The organism is Chryseobacterium sp., from assembly GCF_041914225.1.
Lineage (GTDB): Bacteria > Bacteroidota > Bacteroidia > Flavobacteriales > Weeksellaceae > Chryseobacterium.
This window is the reverse complement of sequence record NZ_JAYSDT010000020.1, coordinates 1-18648: the sequence shown is the minus strand read 5'-3', so window position 1 is coordinate 18648 and position 18648 is coordinate 1. Positions and strand designations below refer to the sequence as shown.

Below are 18648 nucleotides of genomic sequence, written 5' to 3'. Positions count from 1 at the left end.
TTTAAACAGAAAGTGCTGGCTGCAGTTCTTATCCGGATTTCATATTTCATGTAGGAGCTTTTAGATCTGTTATAATTTTGAATTAAAATCTATAAACCTAACAGGTTTTTAAAACCTGTTAGGTTTAATTTGTTACCAGCCCTCCTATACAGTTTCTGCTGAAAATTCTTCATACCGAATTTATGCATTCAAAATTTCTGTTTTTTATAGAAATGAACCTTAAATTTCACCTTCAGAAATTCTCTGTAATTCCGTATCTTTGAGAAAAATTTTATAAGATGATCGAGTGGAAAACCGCCAAGGAATACGAAGATATTACCTATAAAAAATGTAACGGAGTTGCAAGAATTGCTTTCAACAGACCTGAGGTACGTAATGCTTTCAGACCCAAAACAACTTCGGAATTATACGATGCTTTTTATGATGCCTATGAAGATCCTTCCATAGGGGTTGTATTGCTTTCAGGAGAAGGGCCAAGTCCCAAAGACGGAGGATGGGCATTTTGTAGCGGAGGAGATCAGAAAGCCAGAGGACACCAGGGATATGTAGGAGAAGACGGAAGACACCGTTTGAATATCCTTGAAGTTCAGCGTCTGATCCGTTTTATGCCAAAGGTGGTTATTGCAGTGGTTCCGGGATGGGCAGTTGGTGGAGGACACTCACTTCATGTTGTATGTGATCTTACTTTGGCAAGTGAAGAACATGCTATTTTCAAACAAACAGATGCTGATGTTACAAGTTTCGATGGTGGGTATGGCTCTGCTTATCTTGCTAAAATGGTAGGACAGAAAAAAGCCCGTGAAATTTTCTTTTTAGGAAGAAATTATTCCGCTCAGGAAGCTTTCGAAATGGGAATGGTAAATAAGGTAGTTCCTCATGCAGAGCTGGAAGATACAGCGTACGAGTGGGCTCAGGAAATATTGGCAAAATCTCCGACTTCTATCAGAATGCTGAAATTTGCGATGAACCTTACAGACGATGGTATGGTAGGGCAGCAGGTGTTCGCCGGAGAAGCTACCCGTCTGGCTTATATGACAGAAGAGGCTAAAGAAGGAAGAAATGCATTCCTTGAAAAGAGAAAACCTAATTTCGGAGAAGATCAATGGATATCATAACATTAGTGATGAGTAATAAGTAATGAGCAATATTTTTCATTACTTATTACCCATTGCTCATTACTTATAAATTTATGACGGATTGGATAAAAGCCGCAAGGCTAAGGACTTTGCCGCTTTCTTTAAGCGGGATTATTATGGGAGCTTTCATTGCAAAATGGAGGCTTTACGGAGAAGGAGGAACCTGGGACTGGAAGATTTTTGCCCTTGCCCTTTTGGTAACGCTTTTATACCAGATTTTATCAAACTATGCCAATGATTATGGTGACGGGGTAAAAGGAACCGATGCCAAAAGAATCAATGAAGCAGAAGCAAGAGCGGTAGCCTCAGGGAAAATTACGGCAAAACAAATGAAAAATGCAGTGATTCTTTTCGCAGCATTATCATTCATTGCAACCATTGCTTTACTGTATGTAGCTTTCATTCCAAACTATATGAATGAATTCTATATCTTCATAGGATTGGGAGTGGCAAGTATTCTGGCAGCCATTGGGTATACTGTAGGTAAAAAGCCTTACGGATACATGGGGCTAGGAGATATCTTTGTGTTTATCTTCTTTGGGCTTGTTTCTGTGTGTGGAAGCTATTTCCTGTTTACAAAAACTTTCAGCTGGGATATGTTATTACCGGGAACAGCCGTTGGAATGATGAGTATGGCGGTTCTTAACCTGAACAATATGCGAGATATTGAAAGCGACAGACTATCAGGGAAAAACAGCTTTGCTTTGAAAATAGGATTCAAAAATGCAATGATCTACGAAATGGTGCTGTTACAGCTTCCATTATTGCTTATTCTTACGTTTTTAGGAATAAACGGATTCATGCAGGAGCAGAACTACTATGTTTTCATTGTAATGATTCTGTTATTCCCGTTATCAAAACTGAGAAGAAAGATTTTATCTGTAAAAGAGCCGAAAGAATTAGATCAATATTTAAAGCAGGTAGGGATCATGACCTTTGTAATGGCAATCCTTACAGCAGCCGGACTTAATTTATTTCACTAAAATCCAAAATATTATATCATGAATTCTAATGCATATGTTGAAGCTCAGATGCTTATCCGAAAACCGGTTGAAGATGTTTTTGAAGCATTTATCAATCCGGAAGTGACCACTAATTTCTGGTTTACCAAATCTACCGGAAGACTGGAAGAAGGTAAGACCGTTACCTGGGAATGGGAAATGTATGGAGTAAAAAATGTAGTGAAGGTTCACCAGATTATTCCGAACCAACTGATCAGAACAGAATGGGGAGAGCCTTCAGTAAACGTAGACTATGAATTCAGAACCATGGAAAAAGGAACTCTCGTTATCATTAAAAGCTACGGATTCAGCCAGGCAGGTGAAGATCTGCTGAAAGTAATTAATGACAATACAGGAGGTTTTACAACGGTATTAGACGGTTGCAAAGCCTATCTGGAGCATAGAATAAAACTCAATCTGATTGAGGATAAGTTCCCATCGAAATAATTAGATTAAAGACAACACGGATGGCACGAATGCTTTCATGAATATCACTGATCTTATTGTGCTGTTTGTGAAATTATTTGAGTCATTTGTGTTTAATAATAATTGAAACTAAATTTAAAATGAAAATACAATTCTTAGGGCAAAATTGTTTCCTGTTCACGTACAAGGACAAAACAATTCTGAGTGACCCTTTTTACAACTACAAAAAAGCAGAATCAGGTTTTGATATTTCTGCCCAAAAAATCGATTACATCCTGTTAACTCATGCGCACGGTGATCATATTGCCGATGTAGGAGAAGTATTGCAGCATTATCCTGAAGCTACCATCATTGGGGTTCCTGAAGTATGCGGATATTTCAAGCAGGCTAAAAATACAGATGATGTGAACCTTGGAGGATCGGCAAAAATCGACGATCTTAAAATTTCCATGGTTCCGGCTCACCATACAAGTTCTTTCCCGGACGGAAGCTACGGAGGCGTTCCTGTAGGGTATATCTTCAGACTTCCTGAAGGTAAGAACATCTATTTGGCTGGGGATACAGGAGTAATGGCGGATATGGAGCTGTTCCCGAGATTATACGGAAACATCGATCTTTCTATCCTTCCCATCGGAAGTCACTACACAATGTGCCCGAGAAAAGCTTCTTTTGCAGCTGCAGAACTGTTAAAAACACCGAAAGTAATCGGATGCCATTTTGATACCTTTCCTGCTATTGAAATCAATCATGAAAGTGCATTAAAGCATTTTGCTGATAAAAATGTAGAACTGATTTTACCGAAATTAGGAGAGACGTTCGAATTTTAATCAATAACGGAACCGGAGGTAATCTGAAAATTAGAAAAATGAAAATGATGTGTAAGGTATTAAAAACAAAAAAAGATAATTATCAAATTACCTCTCTTCTTACTTTAAATCAAAAAAAAAATGGCAAGCTACCTAAATCACACCGCTACGACCGATTACCTTTGCTGCGTTCCCACCCTGGAGGATTCTCAGGAGCTGGTTGTTTAGGACTTGCCATTGCAAAGGTAGGAATATTTTATAAACTTCAAAACTTTATTAGAGAAAATTAGTTGAAAAAATGCAGTGGTAAAGCTAATCGCCTGACATTTAGAGGGAAAATTTTTCAACTTTTTTCTAAAAATTTAAATATGACGAAAAGTCCATCAACACTAGGAATTATACTTTTTATCGCTACAATGATCGTTTTCTTTGTAGTATATACTTTTTTCTCAGGAATCAATTATTTTGATATTTCTCTGAAAGCCAATGCTTTTCTTTTGCCTGTTTTGTATGCAGGGGCAGCTTTCTGGTCTGTAAAATCTTACTGGAACAAACATAGAGTGGTAAAATTCAAAGAAGCTTTCAAAAGAGCATTCGTACCGATGTTCATCGGAGGAATTCTTTCCATCTTCAGCATTTATGCTTTCTTAAACTTTGTAGATCCTGCTGCCAAAAGCCTGCTGAACTATCAATATGTTCAAAGACAAAAATCAGAACTGGATACAGAATATACCTCTGCAAGAAAAATTCTGAAACATCAGAAAGATATTGATGAGCTGGATCAGAAATACAAAGAAAGACTACAAAGCTTCACTCCTGAAGCAGTTAAAGGAAAAGATATGCTGACTGCGAGTCATTTTTCAGGATATTTTGCAGCAATTCTTATATTTTACGTAGTTTTGTCGGTGTTTTTCGGAGCATTTTTCAGAACAAGAACAATACATCAGCCCGAAGAAACAAATCAAGCCTAATTTTTATTAAAATTAAATGAATTTATCTATAGTTATTCCGTTACTGAACGAAGAAGACTCTCTGGAAGAGCTTTTTTCAAGAATCGATAAAGTATGCACAACCAATGGTTTATCTTATGAAATCTGGTTTGTAGACGATGGAAGTACGGATTTGTCGTGGAGCATTATTGAGAATATGAAAGTACAGCATCCTCAGATCCACGCTATTAAATTTTCCAGAAATTATGGAAAATCCCAGGCGCTTCATGCCGCCTTTGAAAGAACAAACGGAGATGTGGTGATTACCATGGATGCCGATTTACAGGATTTCCCTGAAGAAATTCCGGAGCTGTATAATATGGTGATCAATGATAATTATGATATCGTTTCCGGTTGGAAAAAGAAGCGTTTTGATAATGTAATGACGAAAAATATTCCGTCAAAACTATTCAATGCTGCAGCAAGAAAAGTATCTGGAGTTTATCTTCACGATTTCAATTGCGGTCTGAAGGCCTATAAAAGACAGGTCGTGAAATCTGTTGATGTATATGGAGATATGCACCGGTATATCCCGGTATTGGCTGCCAATGCGGGTTTCAGAAGAATTACCGAAAAAGAGGTACAGCATCAGGCAAGACCTTACGGAACTTCCAAATTCGGAACGGAAAGATTTATCAGAGGATTTCTGGATTTGATAACCCTTTGGTTTGTAAGCCGTTTCGGGGGAAGACCAATGCATTTCTTCGGAGCAGTAGGAACTTTAATGTTTATTGTCGGTTTCCTCTCTGCACTTTGGCTGGGAATTTCTAAACTGATTGACGTTGCCAGAGGAATTTACGGACATTTAATCACCAATAATCCATGGTTCTATATTGCCCTAACAATGATGATTATGGGAACACTGCTTTTTATCGCAGGATTCTTAGGAGAAATGATTATCAGAACCAACCGCGAGCATAAGAATTATAATATTGATGAGGTGATATAGTTTAAACACTAATAACTCGAATATTTCACAAATGACACTAAGAGTGCTTGTGATATTAGTGTTCAAATTAGTGCAATTTGTGGTTTAATACTAACATGTAGTTAGATCACAACTAATTATGTTATAATTATTTCAATCCCAATAAATAAAAGCACTCTACAAGACAGAGTGCTTTTTGTATTTTGAACTGATCAGATAAAATGTAAGGAAAAGAGAATCAGAACAGACTTTCTTTCAAAAGCCTAAAAATTGAAAATTATCAGGTATTTTATTGTCAAAAGACAAAGATTTTTAGAAATTTTAATCCTATTTTTGTTCGAAGTAATTATTGAAGGTCCGGTAAGACGGGAGAAAAACCTTTCAGAGATTTTCAGTAAAAATCGTTGCGATTGTAATATAGAATATTTAAAATTAAATATGAAAAAAGTTGTATACACATTAATGCTGGCGGCACTGGTTTCCTGCGGAAAAGTTTCTCCAAAAGGAAATATTGAGAAGAAAGATGTGGATGTACCGGAATTCGTCAACCTTGATCTGGAAGGAAAATTCCGTGTATTTTATGCCAGAGGGCCTAAAAATTTTGTGGAAATAGAAACTTACCCGAATGTAGCTAACAATCTGGATGTGGATGTAGAAGACAAAACGCTTTTCATTAAAGAAAAAAGAGGGACAAAGGGAGTTGATTTTTATAATGTAACAATCTATTCAAAATATAACCTTGAAAAAGTAGCGGTTTCAGACTCTGTAGAGATGAATATTTCAAGCGAAATTAAAACTGATAATTTCAGGCTTGCTATGAAGAATAATGCCAGCTTCATGGGATCTGTAAACACCAGAAGGGCAGAAGTGGAAATGCAGAACAGAAGCCGGGCTAATTTTTTAGGATTAACAAAAGAAGCGGTTATAAAAATCTCAGATACAGCGAGTTTAATTGCTCCTTACTGGAAGATCACCAATCTGAATATTGATTCTAAAAACGGGAATTATGCAGAAGTAAATGTAAAAGATTCTTTAAAAGGACATATTCAGAATACCGCAAAATTTGTCTATTATAACGATCCGATCAGGGCGTTTAAAATTGATAAGACGACGAAGGTCGAAAACAAAAAACTGGATTAAAAACAGTATTATTAAAAGCAGGAACTTTACAACTATAAAGAACAACATATAAATATGAATACACTAGAAAAAGCGAAACTTTGGTTAAGTGATACCTTCGATAAAGAAACGAGAGATGCTGTACAATTACTGATTGACAGCAATTCCCCTGATCTGGAAGATTCTTTCTACAGAGAACTGGAATTCGGGACAGGAGGAATGCGCGGGATAATGGGAGTAGGAACCAACCGCTTGAATAAATATACATTAGGACAGGCTACACAGGGATTGGCTAACTACATGTTGCAGCAATTCAAAGGTGAAGAGATTAAAGTGGCCATCGCTTATGATGTTCGTAATAACTCAAAAGAATTCGGGAAGCTGGTGGCAGATGTTTTGACAGCAAACGGAATTAAAGTATTGCTTTTCAAAGACCACAGACCGACACCTGAATTATCTTTCACCGTTCGTGATAAAAAATGTAACGGAGGAATTGTATTGACAGCCTCTCATAATCCACCGGAATATAACGGTTACAAAGTATACTGGAACGACGGAGCACAGATTGTTCCACCTAATGATGAAGCCATTATTAAAGAAGTATATTCTGTAAAATTTGAAGAAATTAAATTTGACGGAAATGATGATCTGATCGAATGGATCGGAGAGGAGCAGGACGATGTATATATCGATGCATGCATTGAAAACTCTACCTATCAGAATGTTGGAAAAGAAAATTTAAATATTGTTTTCACATCTATCCACGGAACAACCTATACAACCGTTCCTAAAGCCCTTGCAAAAGCAGGATTCAAAAAAGTAGATCTTGTTAAAGAGCAGATGATCCCAAGCGGAAATTTCCCGACAGTAGATTCTCCAAATCCGGAAGAACCTGCAGCACTTGAAATGGCAATGGATCTGGCAAGAATTACCAATGCAGACATTGTGATCGGAACAGACCCGGACGGAGACAGATTAGGGATTGCAGTAAGAAACCTTGATGGCGAAATGCAGCTTTTGAACGGTAACCAAACCAATACCATCCTTACTTACTATATCCTGAATGAATGGAGAAAGCAGGAAAGAATTACAGGAAAAGAATTTATAGGTTCTACGATTGTGACCTCGGATATTTTCTTTGACATAGCACAAAAATTCGGAGTTGAATGTAAAGTAGGCCTTACCGGATTCAAATGGATCGGAAAAATGATCCGTGAAGCAGAAGGAAAGCAGAAATTTGTGTGTGGTGGTGAAGAAAGTTTCGGATTTATGACCGGAGATTTCGTTCGTGACAAAGATTCCTGCGGAAGTATCCTCTTAGCATGTGAAATTGCAGCCTGGTGTAAAGCCAATGGAAGGACAATGTATCAGTACATGATCGAGATTTATGAAGATCTTGGAATGTATTACGAAGGATTAATCAATATTGTAAGAAAAGGAAAAGAGGGTGCTGAAGAGATTCAGAATATGATGAAAAACTTCCGTGAAAATCCTCCAAAAGAACTTGCTGGATCACCGGTAGAGCTAGTTAAGGATTTCAAGGAACAGACAAGCCTTACCGTTTCTACAAATGAGAAAAAAGTAATGAATGATATTCCTGCATCCAATGTATTGATCTATTACACACAGGATGGAACAAAAGTATGCGTGAGACCATCAGGAACAGAACCAAAAATCAAGTTTTATGTTTCTGTAAAGGATTCTATCACTTCAGAAGCAGATTTCAGAGACAAATTAAAATCATTGGAAGCTAAAATCGGAGCCGTTAAAACAGATTTGAAACTGGATTAATTTTCCGAAGCAGCAGATGATTAAAAAAATAATAGCAGTTTGCTTACTCTCTGCAGCTGTAATTTCCTGTAAAAAGGAAGCAGCAGCTGCAGGAATAAAGCAGAAAAGTGATTCAATTGCCCGAACTGAATCCAAAGAAGATCAGTACAAACCGATAGATACAGCCTGTTCACCTGCCAGCAAAACGGAGGATTATATCACGTCTCTTCAATGGTACCGGACAAAAATCGAAAAAGAAATGGCTGGAAACAATCCGGAACAGAATGACAAAGTATATGAAGATTATTTAAAAATAAGAGATAAGTATACAGAATGTCTGATGAATTTGCATGCTGATATTTTGGATAAATATGTGAATTATTATGATCCAGATAAGGATCGGTACAACTTTCCGGACAATATTAAAAAGATAGCTTCAGAACTGAAAAAAGCAGGTCTTGAATTCAGGGAAGTAGGAGAAGGAATGACTGAAATATGGACTGTCCCGGGATATTATTCTTCTTTGTTTAAGAATAAGGTAACTCCGGATTATGAAGCCTATATTTTACAGAATGACAAAGAAAGCGAATCCAATTATGCCGCGGACGCAGGACTGATAATTTCCTGGGAACAGCTGGGAGACAGGCTGATATTCTGGGAGAATTTTATGAATAGATATCCTGGAAGTAAGCTTGTAAAGGATGTGAAACCGGGATATCAGATGTATTTGTCTGATTATCTTTTAGGAATGGATAATACACCCACCTTCGAAAGAGATTTGGATAAAGGGACCGGAAAACTGTACGATGAAAACAGAGCGGAATTTAACAGGATTATCAAAAAATATCCGAATTCCAACACGGCAAAAAAAGCAAAAGAAGCAATAGCCCTTTTTGATGCTCAAATGCCGGTAGATCAAATATATGAGAAGATCAACAGCGAACGATAATATAAATTTTAAATAAAAAAAAGTGAAAGTTTCAAAATTAGCAGCGAACCTGATCGGTTCTGAAATTGTAAAAATTGGTAACGAAGTAAATGACTTAAAAGCAAAGGGAGCGGAAATTGCCAATCTTACTATTGGTGATCTGAATTCTAATATCTATCCTATTCCGGCATTGCTGAAGGAAGAGATTCAGAAAGCTTATCAGAATAATCTGACGAACTATCCTCCTGCAAACGGACTTTTATCTTTAAGAAAAGAAGTTTCCAAAGACCTTAAAAAAAGATGGAACCTGGATTACTCACCTGAGGATATTTTAATTACTGCAGGATCAAGACCTTTGATCTATGCTGTATACAAAACCATCGTAGATGAAGGAGATAAAGTAGTATATCCTACACCATCATGGAACAACAATCACTACGCTTACCTTACTTCAGCCAATGCTGTAGAAGTAAAAACAAAACCTGAAACCAATTTCCTTCCGACTGCTGATGACCTGAGACCTCACCTGGACGGAGCTGTTTTATTAGCACTTTGTTCACCATTGAACCCTACTGGAACAATGTTTACAAAAGAACAGCTTTCAGAAATCTGCGAACTGGTAATTGCTGAAAACAACAAAAGAGGAGCCGATAAAAAACCGTTGTACTTAATGTATGACCAGATCTATTCTTGCCTTACTTTTGGAGCAGAGCACGTAGATCCTGTTTCTCTTTTCCCTGAAATGAAAGACTACACCATCTATATCGACGGTATTTCAAAATGCCTTGCTGCAACCGGAGTTCGTGTAGGATGGGGATTTGGTCCTTCTCATATTCTTGATAAAATGAAAGCGCTTCTGACACACGTTGGAGCATGGGCACCAAAACCTGAGCAGGAGGCAACCGCTAAATTCTATGAAAATCCGGATAACGTGAATACTTTCGTTAACGATTTTAAAGCTAAGCTTGAAGAAAGTTTAAAAGTTCTTCATAACGGAGTTCAGGATTTGAAAGCAAAAGGTCTTTCTGTAGACAGTATTGAGCCGATGGGAGCACTTTATCTTACCATTAAGCTTGATTATATCGGAAAAACAAAACCTGACGGAGCTGTTATCGGAAACTCTTCAGATCTGGTATTTTACTTAATTAATGAAGCAGGTGTTGCTTTAGTACCATTCTCAGCTTTCGGGGAAGAAAAATCAGAACCTTGGTTCCGTGCTTCTGTAGGAGGATTGGCAGTGGATGAGATTAAAGTGATGCTTCCGAAACTGGAAAATGCTTTGAACAATTTAAAGTAACCTTCAGATAATAAATGCTTCGACTCTGTCCGGCATGGCATCGTTAAAACAAGAACCTGTATTAGCATTGTCATTCTGGACAGAGTCGATTCGTTTTTATTAAATATTTAAACTGATAACATAAAAATTAAATAAATATTAAAAGTTAAATAACTGCTTTGTAAGACACTCAGCCAGGAGTTATCTTTGGGATTTTACACGCCTAAATATAAAAAGTTGAAAATTACAACGATGAAAAAACTGAGATTTCTACTCTTACCAGTTTCAATACTGGTATGCTCACAAGAGGTTGATACATTGAAGATAAAAGAACTTCCAAAGGAATCTGAGTTGACAAAAGTACAAACCTATACGTTAAAGGACGGATCTGTCAGAACCTACCCAAAGCCCAGGTTACTGGATTTTGTAACCAAATTACCCCGGAATTTTATCAATACCAATAAAGATTTCATAGCGAAAGATCATGGTTACTATCTTGGAGGAGCAGTGGCTGCAACCCTTATTCTCTTACCTTTTGATCAAAAGCTTATTGACAATTCCAGGGAGCTGGGAGAAAGATGGGGAATGGATAAAGATAATAACTATCACAAAATAGGTGGTGTCTTTAAAATTCCAAAAGATATCGGGTCTACCTTGTATCTGATAGGGAACGGCTCTACCTTGGTGCTGATAGGTATTGGTTTTGGTACTTATGGCCTGATCAAAAATGATTACAAGGCACAGGCTACAGCCAGCAGTTTGATGGAAAGTTTAATTCTTTCCGGAGTTTTCACCCAAACCCTTAAAAGAATTACAGGGAGAGAAAGCCCTTTTATTGCTGAGATAAACGGTAATAAAGGAGGAGCATGGAATCCGTTTCCGAGCTTTTCAGCATTCAGTAAAAACACCTCGAATTATGATGCAATGCCTTCCGGACATTTAACAACCTTTATGGCTGGTATTACGGTGATTGCAGACAATTATCCTGACGCAAAATGGATTAAGCCGGTAGGGTATACCTTAGCAGGAGCATTATGTTTTCAAATGATGCAGAGTAAAGTACACTGGGCTTCAGATTATCCCTTAGCTCTGTTAATGGGATATTTTATCGGAAAAACAATCTCAAAAAGCAGATATACTTCATCAGAAGGAACGATAGGAAAAACAAAATATAATCTCAACTTTGTGGCATCCCGCCAATGGGAATACAATATGATAGGTGTAAAACTCTCTTTTTAAGCTGCTGAAATCTCTGTTTTGTATAGTAAATAAGATACTTTTCACTACATTTGATCTCAATATAAAGGAAACATGGCAGCTTGGTATATGCTGAAATGGAAACCTGTTGAATTAAAGAGAATTACTTAATATTTTTACTGAATGAAAATAATCGCTGTTATTCCTGCCCGCTACGAAGCCAGCCGTTTTCCAGGAAAACTGATGCAGATTTTAGGAGAAAAAACCGTTATTACCACAACGTATCAGAATGTAGTGGAAACCGGACTGTTTGATGAAGTATTTGTGGCTACAGACTCTGAAATTATTTTTGACGAAATTCAAAAAAACGGAGGAAAAGCTGTGATGACAGGCCAGCATGAGACCGGAAGCGACCGTATTGCCGAAGCTGTACAGCATATAGACTGTGATATCGTGATCAATGTTCAGGGAGACGAGCCTTTCCTTAAATTAGAGCCATTACAGCAGCTGATAGAAGTTTTCAGACATGATGATCAACAGGAAATCTCTTTAGCTTCTTTAAAAATACAGCTGCATGAAAAAGAAGAAATAGAAAACCCGAATAACGTAAAAGTGATTACGGATAACAATGGTTTTGCTTTGTATTTCAGCCGTTCTGTAATTCCTTTTCACAGGGAAGTTTCTTATGATGTAAGCTATTTTAAACATATTGGTGTCTATGCTTTCAGAAAAGAAGCCTTGCTGCAGTTTTCAAAACTGGCTATGAAACCTTTGGAAATATCCGAAAAAATAGAATGCATACGCTATCTTGAATACGGAATGAAAATCAAAATGATAGAAACCAATTTCATAGGAGTGGGCATAGATACCCCGGAAGATCTGGAAAAAGCCAGAAAGCTGATTTAAAAATATTGAAGGCAAAAAAGCAAATTATCAACCCGCTCTTTTGCCTTTTTGTAATTTTACAGAAATCCCCCTATATTTGAATTTATAAATAAAATTAATGAAGAAGTTATTATTAGTATTCGGACTGATATTTTCGCATGTCGTATTTGCACAGACCGCAAAGGAAATTATTGACAAAAACATTGAATTATCCGGAGGGTTAACCAATTGGAAATTATTGAATTCGGTATTGCTTCAGGGAAAAGTAATACTGGGAATCAAAGATGAATATCCGATAAAAATCTATCAGCAGCGTCCGAATCTTACTAAAACATTGATTACTGTCGGAGGAAAAGAAACAGCAATTGAAGGCTATGACGGAACTAAAGGCTATGCCATGAATTATGCAGCTAACAAACTTCAGGAATACCCTGAATATGTTCCGGAAAGTTTTGACAATGACTTCATTGATTGGGAAAACAAAGGTTTTGAAGCCAGATATCTTGGAAAAGAAAAAGTAGGAGAGATCTACTGCCATAAGGTTGAACTGACCAAGAATGTCAATAAGAACATGTATTATTTTGATGCAAAGACATATATGCTGATCAAAGAAGTGAAAAAAGATGAAACGTTGGTATATTCTGATTTTAAAAAAGTTGGAAACCTTACCATGCCTTTCAGAATAGAATCTTCAAGTGCCAAGAAAGACGGAGATTATGTGATGCTGCTTAACAGAATTGATATCAACAAAGTGTTTCCGGCAAATATTTTTAAGTTTTAATTAACTGCGGTTCGCTGCAAAAAATTATAAAAAATGAAAAAAATTTTTTTACTGCTGCTTTCATTCATCGCATTTCTGCAAAGCTGCACCAACCAAAAAAGTGAAGTTTCTAAAGCTAAAACCAATGAACTTATGGGAAAAACAATATACGACTTCAAAGTAGAAAGTCTTGATGGTAAAGAAATCAATTTTGCTGATTTCAAAGGAAAGAAAATCCTGATTGTCAATACCGCTTCAGAATGTGGATTTACCCCGCAGTATGCAGATCTTGAAAAAGTATACGAACAGTATAAAGATAAGCTGGTAGTAGTAGGTTTCCCTGCCAATAATTTCGGCGGACAGGAGCCTGGAACGAATACTGAAATCGGGGCTTTCTGCCAGAAAAACTATGGTGTAACATTTCCTATGGCTGCAAAAGTGTCTGTAAAAGGTGATGATACAGCTCCTATCTTTAAATATTTAACAGAGAAAGAGCTAAACGGAGTAAAAAATACAAGCATCCTTTGGAACTTTACCAAATTTCTGGTTGATGAAAACGGAAAACTGATTGACTCTTTTGTAAGCACTACAAAGCCAACAGATGAGGCAATTACAAAGTATCTGAAATAAGAATTATTATATGGATTTTTTGGATCGGTTTGAAGCCTGTATTATTAGCGGAGCAATTGGAGATGCGTGGGGAAGCAGCTATGAAAATGAAGTAGAAACCGATGATTCACATATTTATTATTTAGGAAAAAAGAGCATAAAGCGAAGAGTTTGGAGTATTACAGATGATACACAAATGACACTGGCAACCTGTGAGGTTCTGTCTGATAGCTTTACTCCTGAAAATCTTATCAATAGATTTATAGAATATTACAGAAGTCGCAAATTAACAGGAATTGGCGCTTCTACACTTAAAGCAATTTTAGATACTGAAGCAGGTCTTCATTGGAGTCAGGCTGGACGAATCGGAGAGTTTGCTGCTGGAAACGGTGGAGCGATGAGAATTGCTCCCTTTGCTTTTTTCTCAGATATTACAAGACAGAATGTTTACGAAGCATGTAAATTAACACATAGAAATGATGAAGCCTTTTCTGGAGCTTTGGCTGTTTTTCTTTCTATAAAAGCTATCCTCAATTCTGATTGGAATGGAAAAAATAACCTTTTTGATATTATTATTCCAGAAATTCCTGATACAAATGTAAGAGACAGCTTAATCGAAATCAATTCAATTGGAAATAACACTTCAATTTCAGAAATATCAAAATTGGCAATAATGGCTATGTTGTTAATTCAGTTCCTTTTGCAATTTATTGCTCAACCAAAATTATTGATTTAGGTCTGGAAGAAATGTTGAAACAAATTATCTTTTCGGGAAGAGATACAGATACCAACGCTTCAATTGCCGGAACATTGATCGGAACTGAAAATATTCCTTATGAATTAATTTTAAAACTTAGGAAATTACCCGATTACAAATGGATCAAGCAGGTTATTGATACAACAAAACAGAAGATAAGTTAAAATATTATTGGTTGCTTTTTTCCGCAAAACAGAAAATATTCCCCAGTTTTATACTGGAATAACCGTTACTTTTTATTTTCGAAGAATTAATCATTGCCTTTGCCAGAATATCAGTCGGCAGAGGTTTTTGACTTTCCAGCAGCCCAAGCTTATTGGCAAATTTTATAATGCGGCTGCCTAACACTTCTCCGGTTCTCTCAGAATTTTTTCGCTCAAGCATTCCCGGTTTGAAAATAGTGATCTTATTAAAATGTAACTGTTTTACAGCTTCTTCAAGTTCACCTTTCATTTTGGAATAGAAAATCTTAGACTGTGGATTGGCTCCGTAAGCTGATACCAGAATATAATCTTCCACATTGTTCTCTTTTGCCGCTTTTGCAAATTCATATTGATAATCAAAATCTACCTTTTTCTGGGCTTCTTTGCTTCCGGCATCCTTTAAGGTTGTTCCCAGACACGAAAAGGCAACATCGCCTTTTACCATATCTTTCCATTCTTCAGGCTTTTCAAAATTCACAACATGAACCTTAAGCTTATCATTTTGAATATCAACAGGCTTTCTGACGAAAATATCCACTTCATCAAATTCTTTATCATTGAGTAACTGATTCACCAGATCTTTTCCTGTGGCACCTGTAGCACCTATTACCAGAGCTTTCATAATAATTGTGATTTTGTGAGATTATTTCTTTCTTAAATTTACTAAATTTGAATTAAAGAGTAAAGAACTAATTTAATCATTACTCATTATTGATCACTCATTACTCATATTGAATATGGATGCCAACGAAATTTTAGATTACTGCCTTGCTAAAAAAGGAGTTACGGAAAGTTTTCCGTTTGATAATGAAACACTTGTAATGAAGGTAGATACCAAAATGTTTTTATTGATGGGTCTTGAAAGGCAGCCACTGGCAATCAATGTAAAAACAGATCCCGAATGGAGTGCAGAGCTTCGTGAGCAGTATCCACAGATTACAGGTGCCTACCATATGAACAAAACCCACTGGAATTCTGTAACAGTAGATGGATTGAAAAGAGATTTGATCTTTAAACTTATTGACCAATCCTATGATCTGGTTTTTAAATCCCTGACTAAAAAAGCTCAGAATGAAGTCAATTCTTTATAGAGAATAAGGCAGGGGTATGGTATTTGTTATCTTTCAGCAGTGAAATATATATTTAATAATAAATAAATAACAAATGAGAAATCACCTTTTATTATTCGTAACAGCCGGAGCATTGATGCTGACAAGCTGCACCAAGCCGGTAAATAAAAACACTGACACAAAAACAGAACCTGCTGTATCAGCTTCTGAGAAAACTCCCGGAACTCTTAAAATAGAATTTTCAGGGACAGATCAATTCACCATAAAAAGTGCCCTGCTCAAAGTAAGCTTATATGGAATAGACGAAAAACTGGCTGATGCTCCTGCCACATTAATTACAGAACAGGAATATGAGCAGAAGTCGGTACCTTTTACCATCAATCTGCCTATACCTGAAGATGCAGAAAGCAAGATTAATCCAAAGCCTGCAGGTCCTGCCAAATATTATGTGGCGATAAGCTGGGATTCTGACGGCAACGGGAAAGCCGGCGAAAAAGGCGATATTGTTATAGACTATGACAAGCAGTTTCCGAATGTAAAACTGAACAATGAAACTCAGAAAATCTACTTAAAAGTATTGAAGTAAATCAAAAGGCTATTCTCACGGAATAGCCTTTTTTGTAAATAAATCTTTATATCCTAATGCTTTCTTTTCGATCAGATGCCAGGAAATATATCCCAGGAGAATTGAAAGCGGTAATGAAAGTATAAAAAGCATAGCTGTATCCAGTTTAAAAAAGTACATCAGTGCCTGTTGGATCGGGAAGGAATAAATATAAATCCCGTAAGATGTATCACCAATCACTTCTCCTACCTTATTGAGATACCGGGTAGAGCTCTTACCAATAAGTATGACAAGCAGAGGCAGGGTAATATAACAGGTATACCTGAAGATGTTTAAGTATAGGCTCACTATAAGAACGATGAAGGAAAGTATAATGAGAATGTTTTCTGTTCTTTTGTTGGTGTTCAGATAAGTCAATACCATTCCTCCGGCGAAAAAGCACATCAGATTGTAAAAATGATTGCTTCCCAATGCCAACTTGTGAAACAATCCGTAAAGAAAATAAGGATGGAAAATGCTTAAAATATAGCTTGATATAAATAGCAGAATGACAACAATTTTCACAAAAGTCTTTTCCCGGATAAAGAAAAGGAACGATACCATAACATACATACTGAATTCATAGCAGATTGTCCATAAGCTCCCGTTGATACTATGCTTATAAGGGTTGGTTTCAAAAACGCCATCAATGCCTTTCTGACGGAAGAATAAAGTAAGATTCTGGGGAATATAAGTATATACGGAAGTATTCTTTAAATACGGAACAGTACTTTCATATACAGCCGGAGCCAGTAATACGGTAAGGCAAAGTACTACCAGGAGTGCGGGGAAAAGCCTTAACAGCCTTTTCCAGTAAAAATCCGGAAGACCTTTGCAGCGGAGCAGACTTTTAAAAATCAGATATCCGGAAATAATGAAAAAACCATGAACTCCCAGATAAGAAAATTCCATTTGTCCATGGGTGAGTTGTGACAGAGGATCGCCTTGAGCAGCCCCTGAAAGAGCATAGGAATGGGTAATGACAACAAGACTTGCAAAAACAAGCCTTAAAAAGTCAAAATTATTACTCCTTGAAATCATATTCCTGTGTTAATCTTTTATCCTCATCCAGCCTTTCAATCAACTTGTCAAGACCTTCAAATTTGATTTCATCATGAAGAAAATCTCTGAAACTTACCGTAATCTTTTCGTCATAAATATCATCATCAAAATCAAGGATATAAACCTCCACAGTCAGTTTTTCTCCGTTTACCGTCGGATTGGTTCCAATGCTCAGCATTCCTTTGTATTGGTTGCCTTTTACAAACACCTCTACAATATAAGCTCCTTTTTTAGGTAAAAGCTTGATAGATTCCGTATCAATATTGGCTGTTGGATATCCTATAGTCCTTCCGATTTTCTTGCCATGCACCACAGTTCCGGAAACAGAATAAAAATAGCCCAGCATTTCGTTGGCTTCTTTAATATTACCTGCTAAAAGCGCATTACGCACTTTTGTGGAGCTGATGTTGTTTTCATGGATATTGATAGCCTCCATTTGTTCAACCTCAAAATCAAGTTCTTTTGACAATTTTTGAAGAAGCTCAAAATTTCCGCTTTTGTTTTTTCCGAAAGAATGATCGTATCCTATAATAAGGTATTTTACATTGAGCTTATCAATTAAAATCTGACGTACAAACTCTTCTCCGGTCAGGTTTCTGAATTCCTCATCAAATTCTTTCAGGAACAGATTATCAATGCCATATTTTTCAACCAGCTGTTTCTTTTCTTCCAGGGTATTCAGAAGCTTTAAATCTTCATTAGGATTAAAAACAAACCTTGGGTGCGGCCAGAAAGTAAGGATAGCAGTTTCCAGATTGTTTTCTGTACCTATTTTAGCCAGCTCATCGATAATACTTTTGTGTCCGAGATGCACCCCGTCAAACATTCCTAAAGATAATGCTAAAGGCTTTTGTGAGGAATAATCTGTAAAATTCTTGAAAACTTTCAAAACGGAAAAATTTTGATTGCAAATATAGATATAATGTAACAATCTATCAATATAACGATGTATCAATATTTCCGGAAGGCAAAATATGAGTGTGTGAGGGGGAAATTGCTGTATTGGTAAATTTGCAAAAGCATGATAAAAATCTTTTTTTTACCAATTGCGGGTTTATGAAGAATCACTATATTTGCACCAAGAAAAAATTTAGCAATGGCAAACCAAATTAAAGGTAAAAT

Annotated in this window: 21 protein-coding genes and 1 other RNA gene; 18 read left to right on the top strand and 4 right to left on the bottom strand. The window is 36.6% G+C overall.

Going from position 1 to position 18648, the window contains the following annotated elements; translation table 11 throughout:
- The first annotated feature begins 278 nt into the window (after positions 1-278).
- From ACE3RB_RS10870 to ACE3RB_RS10855, 4 genes are all read left to right on the top strand, one after another.
- Positions 279-1115 carry a 1,4-dihydroxy-2-naphthoyl-CoA synthase gene (locus ACE3RB_RS10870; RefSeq protein WP_002979196.1) on the top strand — a complete coding sequence of 279 codons (837 nt, stop codon included), beginning with the start codon at positions 279-281 and terminating at the stop codon, positions 1113-1115.
- 74 nt (positions 1116-1189) lie between these two features.
- On the top strand, positions 1190-2119 hold the full coding sequence (gene menA / locus ACE3RB_RS10865; RefSeq protein ID WP_374464243.1) for a 1,4-dihydroxy-2-naphthoate octaprenyltransferase: 930 nt from the start codon (positions 1190-1192) through the stop codon (positions 2117-2119).
- An 18-nt stretch (positions 2120-2137) separates the two neighbouring features.
- The gene (locus tag ACE3RB_RS10860) at positions 2138-2584 is read left to right on the top strand and encodes an SRPBCC family protein (protein WP_374464242.1); all 447 of its coding nucleotides are present in this window, start codon (positions 2138-2140) and stop codon (positions 2582-2584) included.
- A gap of 119 nt (positions 2585-2703) precedes the next feature.
- Positions 2704-3390 (top strand): metal-dependent hydrolase, encoded by a 687-nt coding sequence (locus ACE3RB_RS10855; protein WP_374464241.1) that lies wholly within the window; start codon positions 2704-2706, stop codon positions 3388-3390.
- A gap of 118 nt (positions 3391-3508) precedes the next feature.
- On the opposite strand, the gene ffs is transcribed toward ACE3RB_RS10855, so the two are convergent.
- Positions 3509-3606, bottom strand: an RNA gene (gene ffs / locus ACE3RB_RS10850) — signal recognition particle sRNA small type.
- Positions 3607-3737: 131 nt separating this feature from the next.
- On the opposite strand from ffs, the gene ACE3RB_RS10845 reads away from it, so the two are divergent.
- The 12 genes from ACE3RB_RS10845 to ACE3RB_RS10790 all read left to right on the top strand — a co-directional run bounded on the left by ACE3RB_RS10845 (position 3738) and on the right by ACE3RB_RS10790 (position 14751).
- On the top strand, positions 3738-4340 hold the full coding sequence (locus ACE3RB_RS10845; protein WP_002979206.1) for a DUF4199 domain-containing protein: 603 nt from the start codon (positions 3738-3740) through the stop codon (positions 4338-4340).
- 16 nt (positions 4341-4356) lie between these two features.
- On the top strand, positions 4357-5307 hold the full coding sequence (locus ACE3RB_RS10840) for a glycosyltransferase family 2 protein (protein ID WP_374464240.1): 951 nt from the start codon (positions 4357-4359) through the stop codon (positions 5305-5307).
- Positions 5308-5724: 417 nt separating this feature from the next.
- On the top strand, positions 5725-6426 hold the full coding sequence (locus tag ACE3RB_RS10835) for a GIN domain-containing protein (protein WP_374464239.1): 702 nt from the start codon (positions 5725-5727) through the stop codon (positions 6424-6426).
- 54 nt (positions 6427-6480) lie between these two features.
- Positions 6481-8196: a phospho-sugar mutase gene (locus ACE3RB_RS10830; RefSeq protein ID WP_374464238.1), complete on the top strand. Its 1716-nt coding sequence runs from the start codon at positions 6481-6483 to the stop codon at positions 8194-8196.
- 16 nt (positions 8197-8212) lie between these two features.
- On the top strand, positions 8213-9124 hold the full coding sequence (locus ACE3RB_RS10825; RefSeq protein WP_374464237.1) for a hypothetical protein: 912 nt from the start codon (positions 8213-8215) through the stop codon (positions 9122-9124).
- A gap of 22 nt (positions 9125-9146) precedes the next feature.
- The gene (locus tag ACE3RB_RS10820) at positions 9147-10400 is read left to right on the top strand and encodes a pyridoxal phosphate-dependent aminotransferase (RefSeq protein WP_374464236.1); all 1254 of its coding nucleotides are present in this window, start codon (positions 9147-9149) and stop codon (positions 10398-10400) included.
- Between the two features lie 231 nt (positions 10401-10631).
- Positions 10632-11618: a phosphatase PAP2 family protein gene (locus ACE3RB_RS10815; protein ID WP_374464235.1), complete on the top strand. Its 987-nt coding sequence runs from the start codon at positions 10632-10634 to the stop codon at positions 11616-11618.
- 141 nt (positions 11619-11759) lie between these two features.
- Complete coding sequence (gene kdsB, locus ACE3RB_RS10810; RefSeq protein WP_131434194.1) at positions 11760-12482, top strand: 3-deoxy-manno-octulosonate cytidylyltransferase; 723 nt, start codon at positions 11760-11762, stop codon at positions 12480-12482.
- Between the two features lie 97 nt (positions 12483-12579).
- Positions 12580-13242, top strand: coding sequence for a histidine kinase (locus ACE3RB_RS10805; protein WP_374464234.1), 663 nt, complete (start codon positions 12580-12582; stop codon positions 13240-13242).
- A 33-nt stretch (positions 13243-13275) separates the two neighbouring features.
- Positions 13276-13851 carry a glutathione peroxidase gene (locus tag ACE3RB_RS10800; protein ID WP_131434190.1) on the top strand — a complete coding sequence of 192 codons (576 nt, stop codon included), beginning with the start codon at positions 13276-13278 and terminating at the stop codon, positions 13849-13851.
- 10 nt (positions 13852-13861) lie between these two features.
- Positions 13862-14566: an ADP-ribosylglycohydrolase family protein gene (locus ACE3RB_RS10795; protein ID WP_374464233.1), complete on the top strand. Its 705-nt coding sequence runs from the start codon at positions 13862-13864 to the stop codon at positions 14564-14566.
- On the top strand, positions 14488-14751 hold the full coding sequence (locus tag ACE3RB_RS10790; protein ID WP_374464286.1) for an ADP-ribosylglycohydrolase family protein: 264 nt from the start codon (positions 14488-14490) through the stop codon (positions 14749-14751). Before ACE3RB_RS10795 ends, ACE3RB_RS10790 begins: the two co-directional genes overlap by 79 nt.
- Positions 14752-14755: 4 nt before the next feature.
- Here the strand turns inward: ACE3RB_RS10790 and ACE3RB_RS10785 are convergent, their stop codons facing one another.
- The gene (locus ACE3RB_RS10785; protein WP_332386654.1) at positions 14756-15412 is read right to left on the bottom strand and encodes an NAD(P)H-binding protein; all 657 of its coding nucleotides are present in this window, start codon (positions 15410-15412) and stop codon (positions 14756-14758) included.
- 115 nt (positions 15413-15527) lie between these two features.
- Here ACE3RB_RS10785 and ACE3RB_RS10780 point away from each other — a divergent pair, with 115 nt between their 5' ends.
- Together ACE3RB_RS10780 and ACE3RB_RS10775 are read left to right on the top strand one after the other, a co-directional pair.
- Positions 15528-15881 (top strand): MmcQ/YjbR family DNA-binding protein, encoded by a 354-nt coding sequence (locus ACE3RB_RS10780; RefSeq protein ID WP_047433219.1) that lies wholly within the window; start codon positions 15528-15530, stop codon positions 15879-15881.
- Positions 15882-15954: 73 nt separating this feature from the next.
- Positions 15955-16446 carry a hypothetical protein gene (locus ACE3RB_RS10775; RefSeq protein ID WP_374464232.1) on the top strand — a complete coding sequence of 164 codons (492 nt, stop codon included), beginning with the start codon at positions 15955-15957 and terminating at the stop codon, positions 16444-16446.
- 15 nt (positions 16447-16461) lie between these two features.
- On the opposite strand, the gene ACE3RB_RS10770 is transcribed toward ACE3RB_RS10775, so the two are convergent.
- Positions 16462-17505, bottom strand: coding sequence for an acyltransferase family protein (locus tag ACE3RB_RS10770; RefSeq protein ID WP_374464231.1), 1044 nt, complete (start codon positions 17503-17505; stop codon positions 16462-16464).
- Positions 17489-18415 carry a bifunctional riboflavin kinase/FAD synthetase gene (locus ACE3RB_RS10765; protein ID WP_332386659.1) on the bottom strand — a complete coding sequence of 309 codons (927 nt, stop codon included), beginning with the start codon at positions 18413-18415 and terminating at the stop codon, positions 17489-17491. The genes ACE3RB_RS10770 and ACE3RB_RS10765 overlap by 17 nt, the downstream gene beginning before the upstream one ends.
- Between the last annotated feature and the right edge of the window lie 233 nt (positions 18416-18648).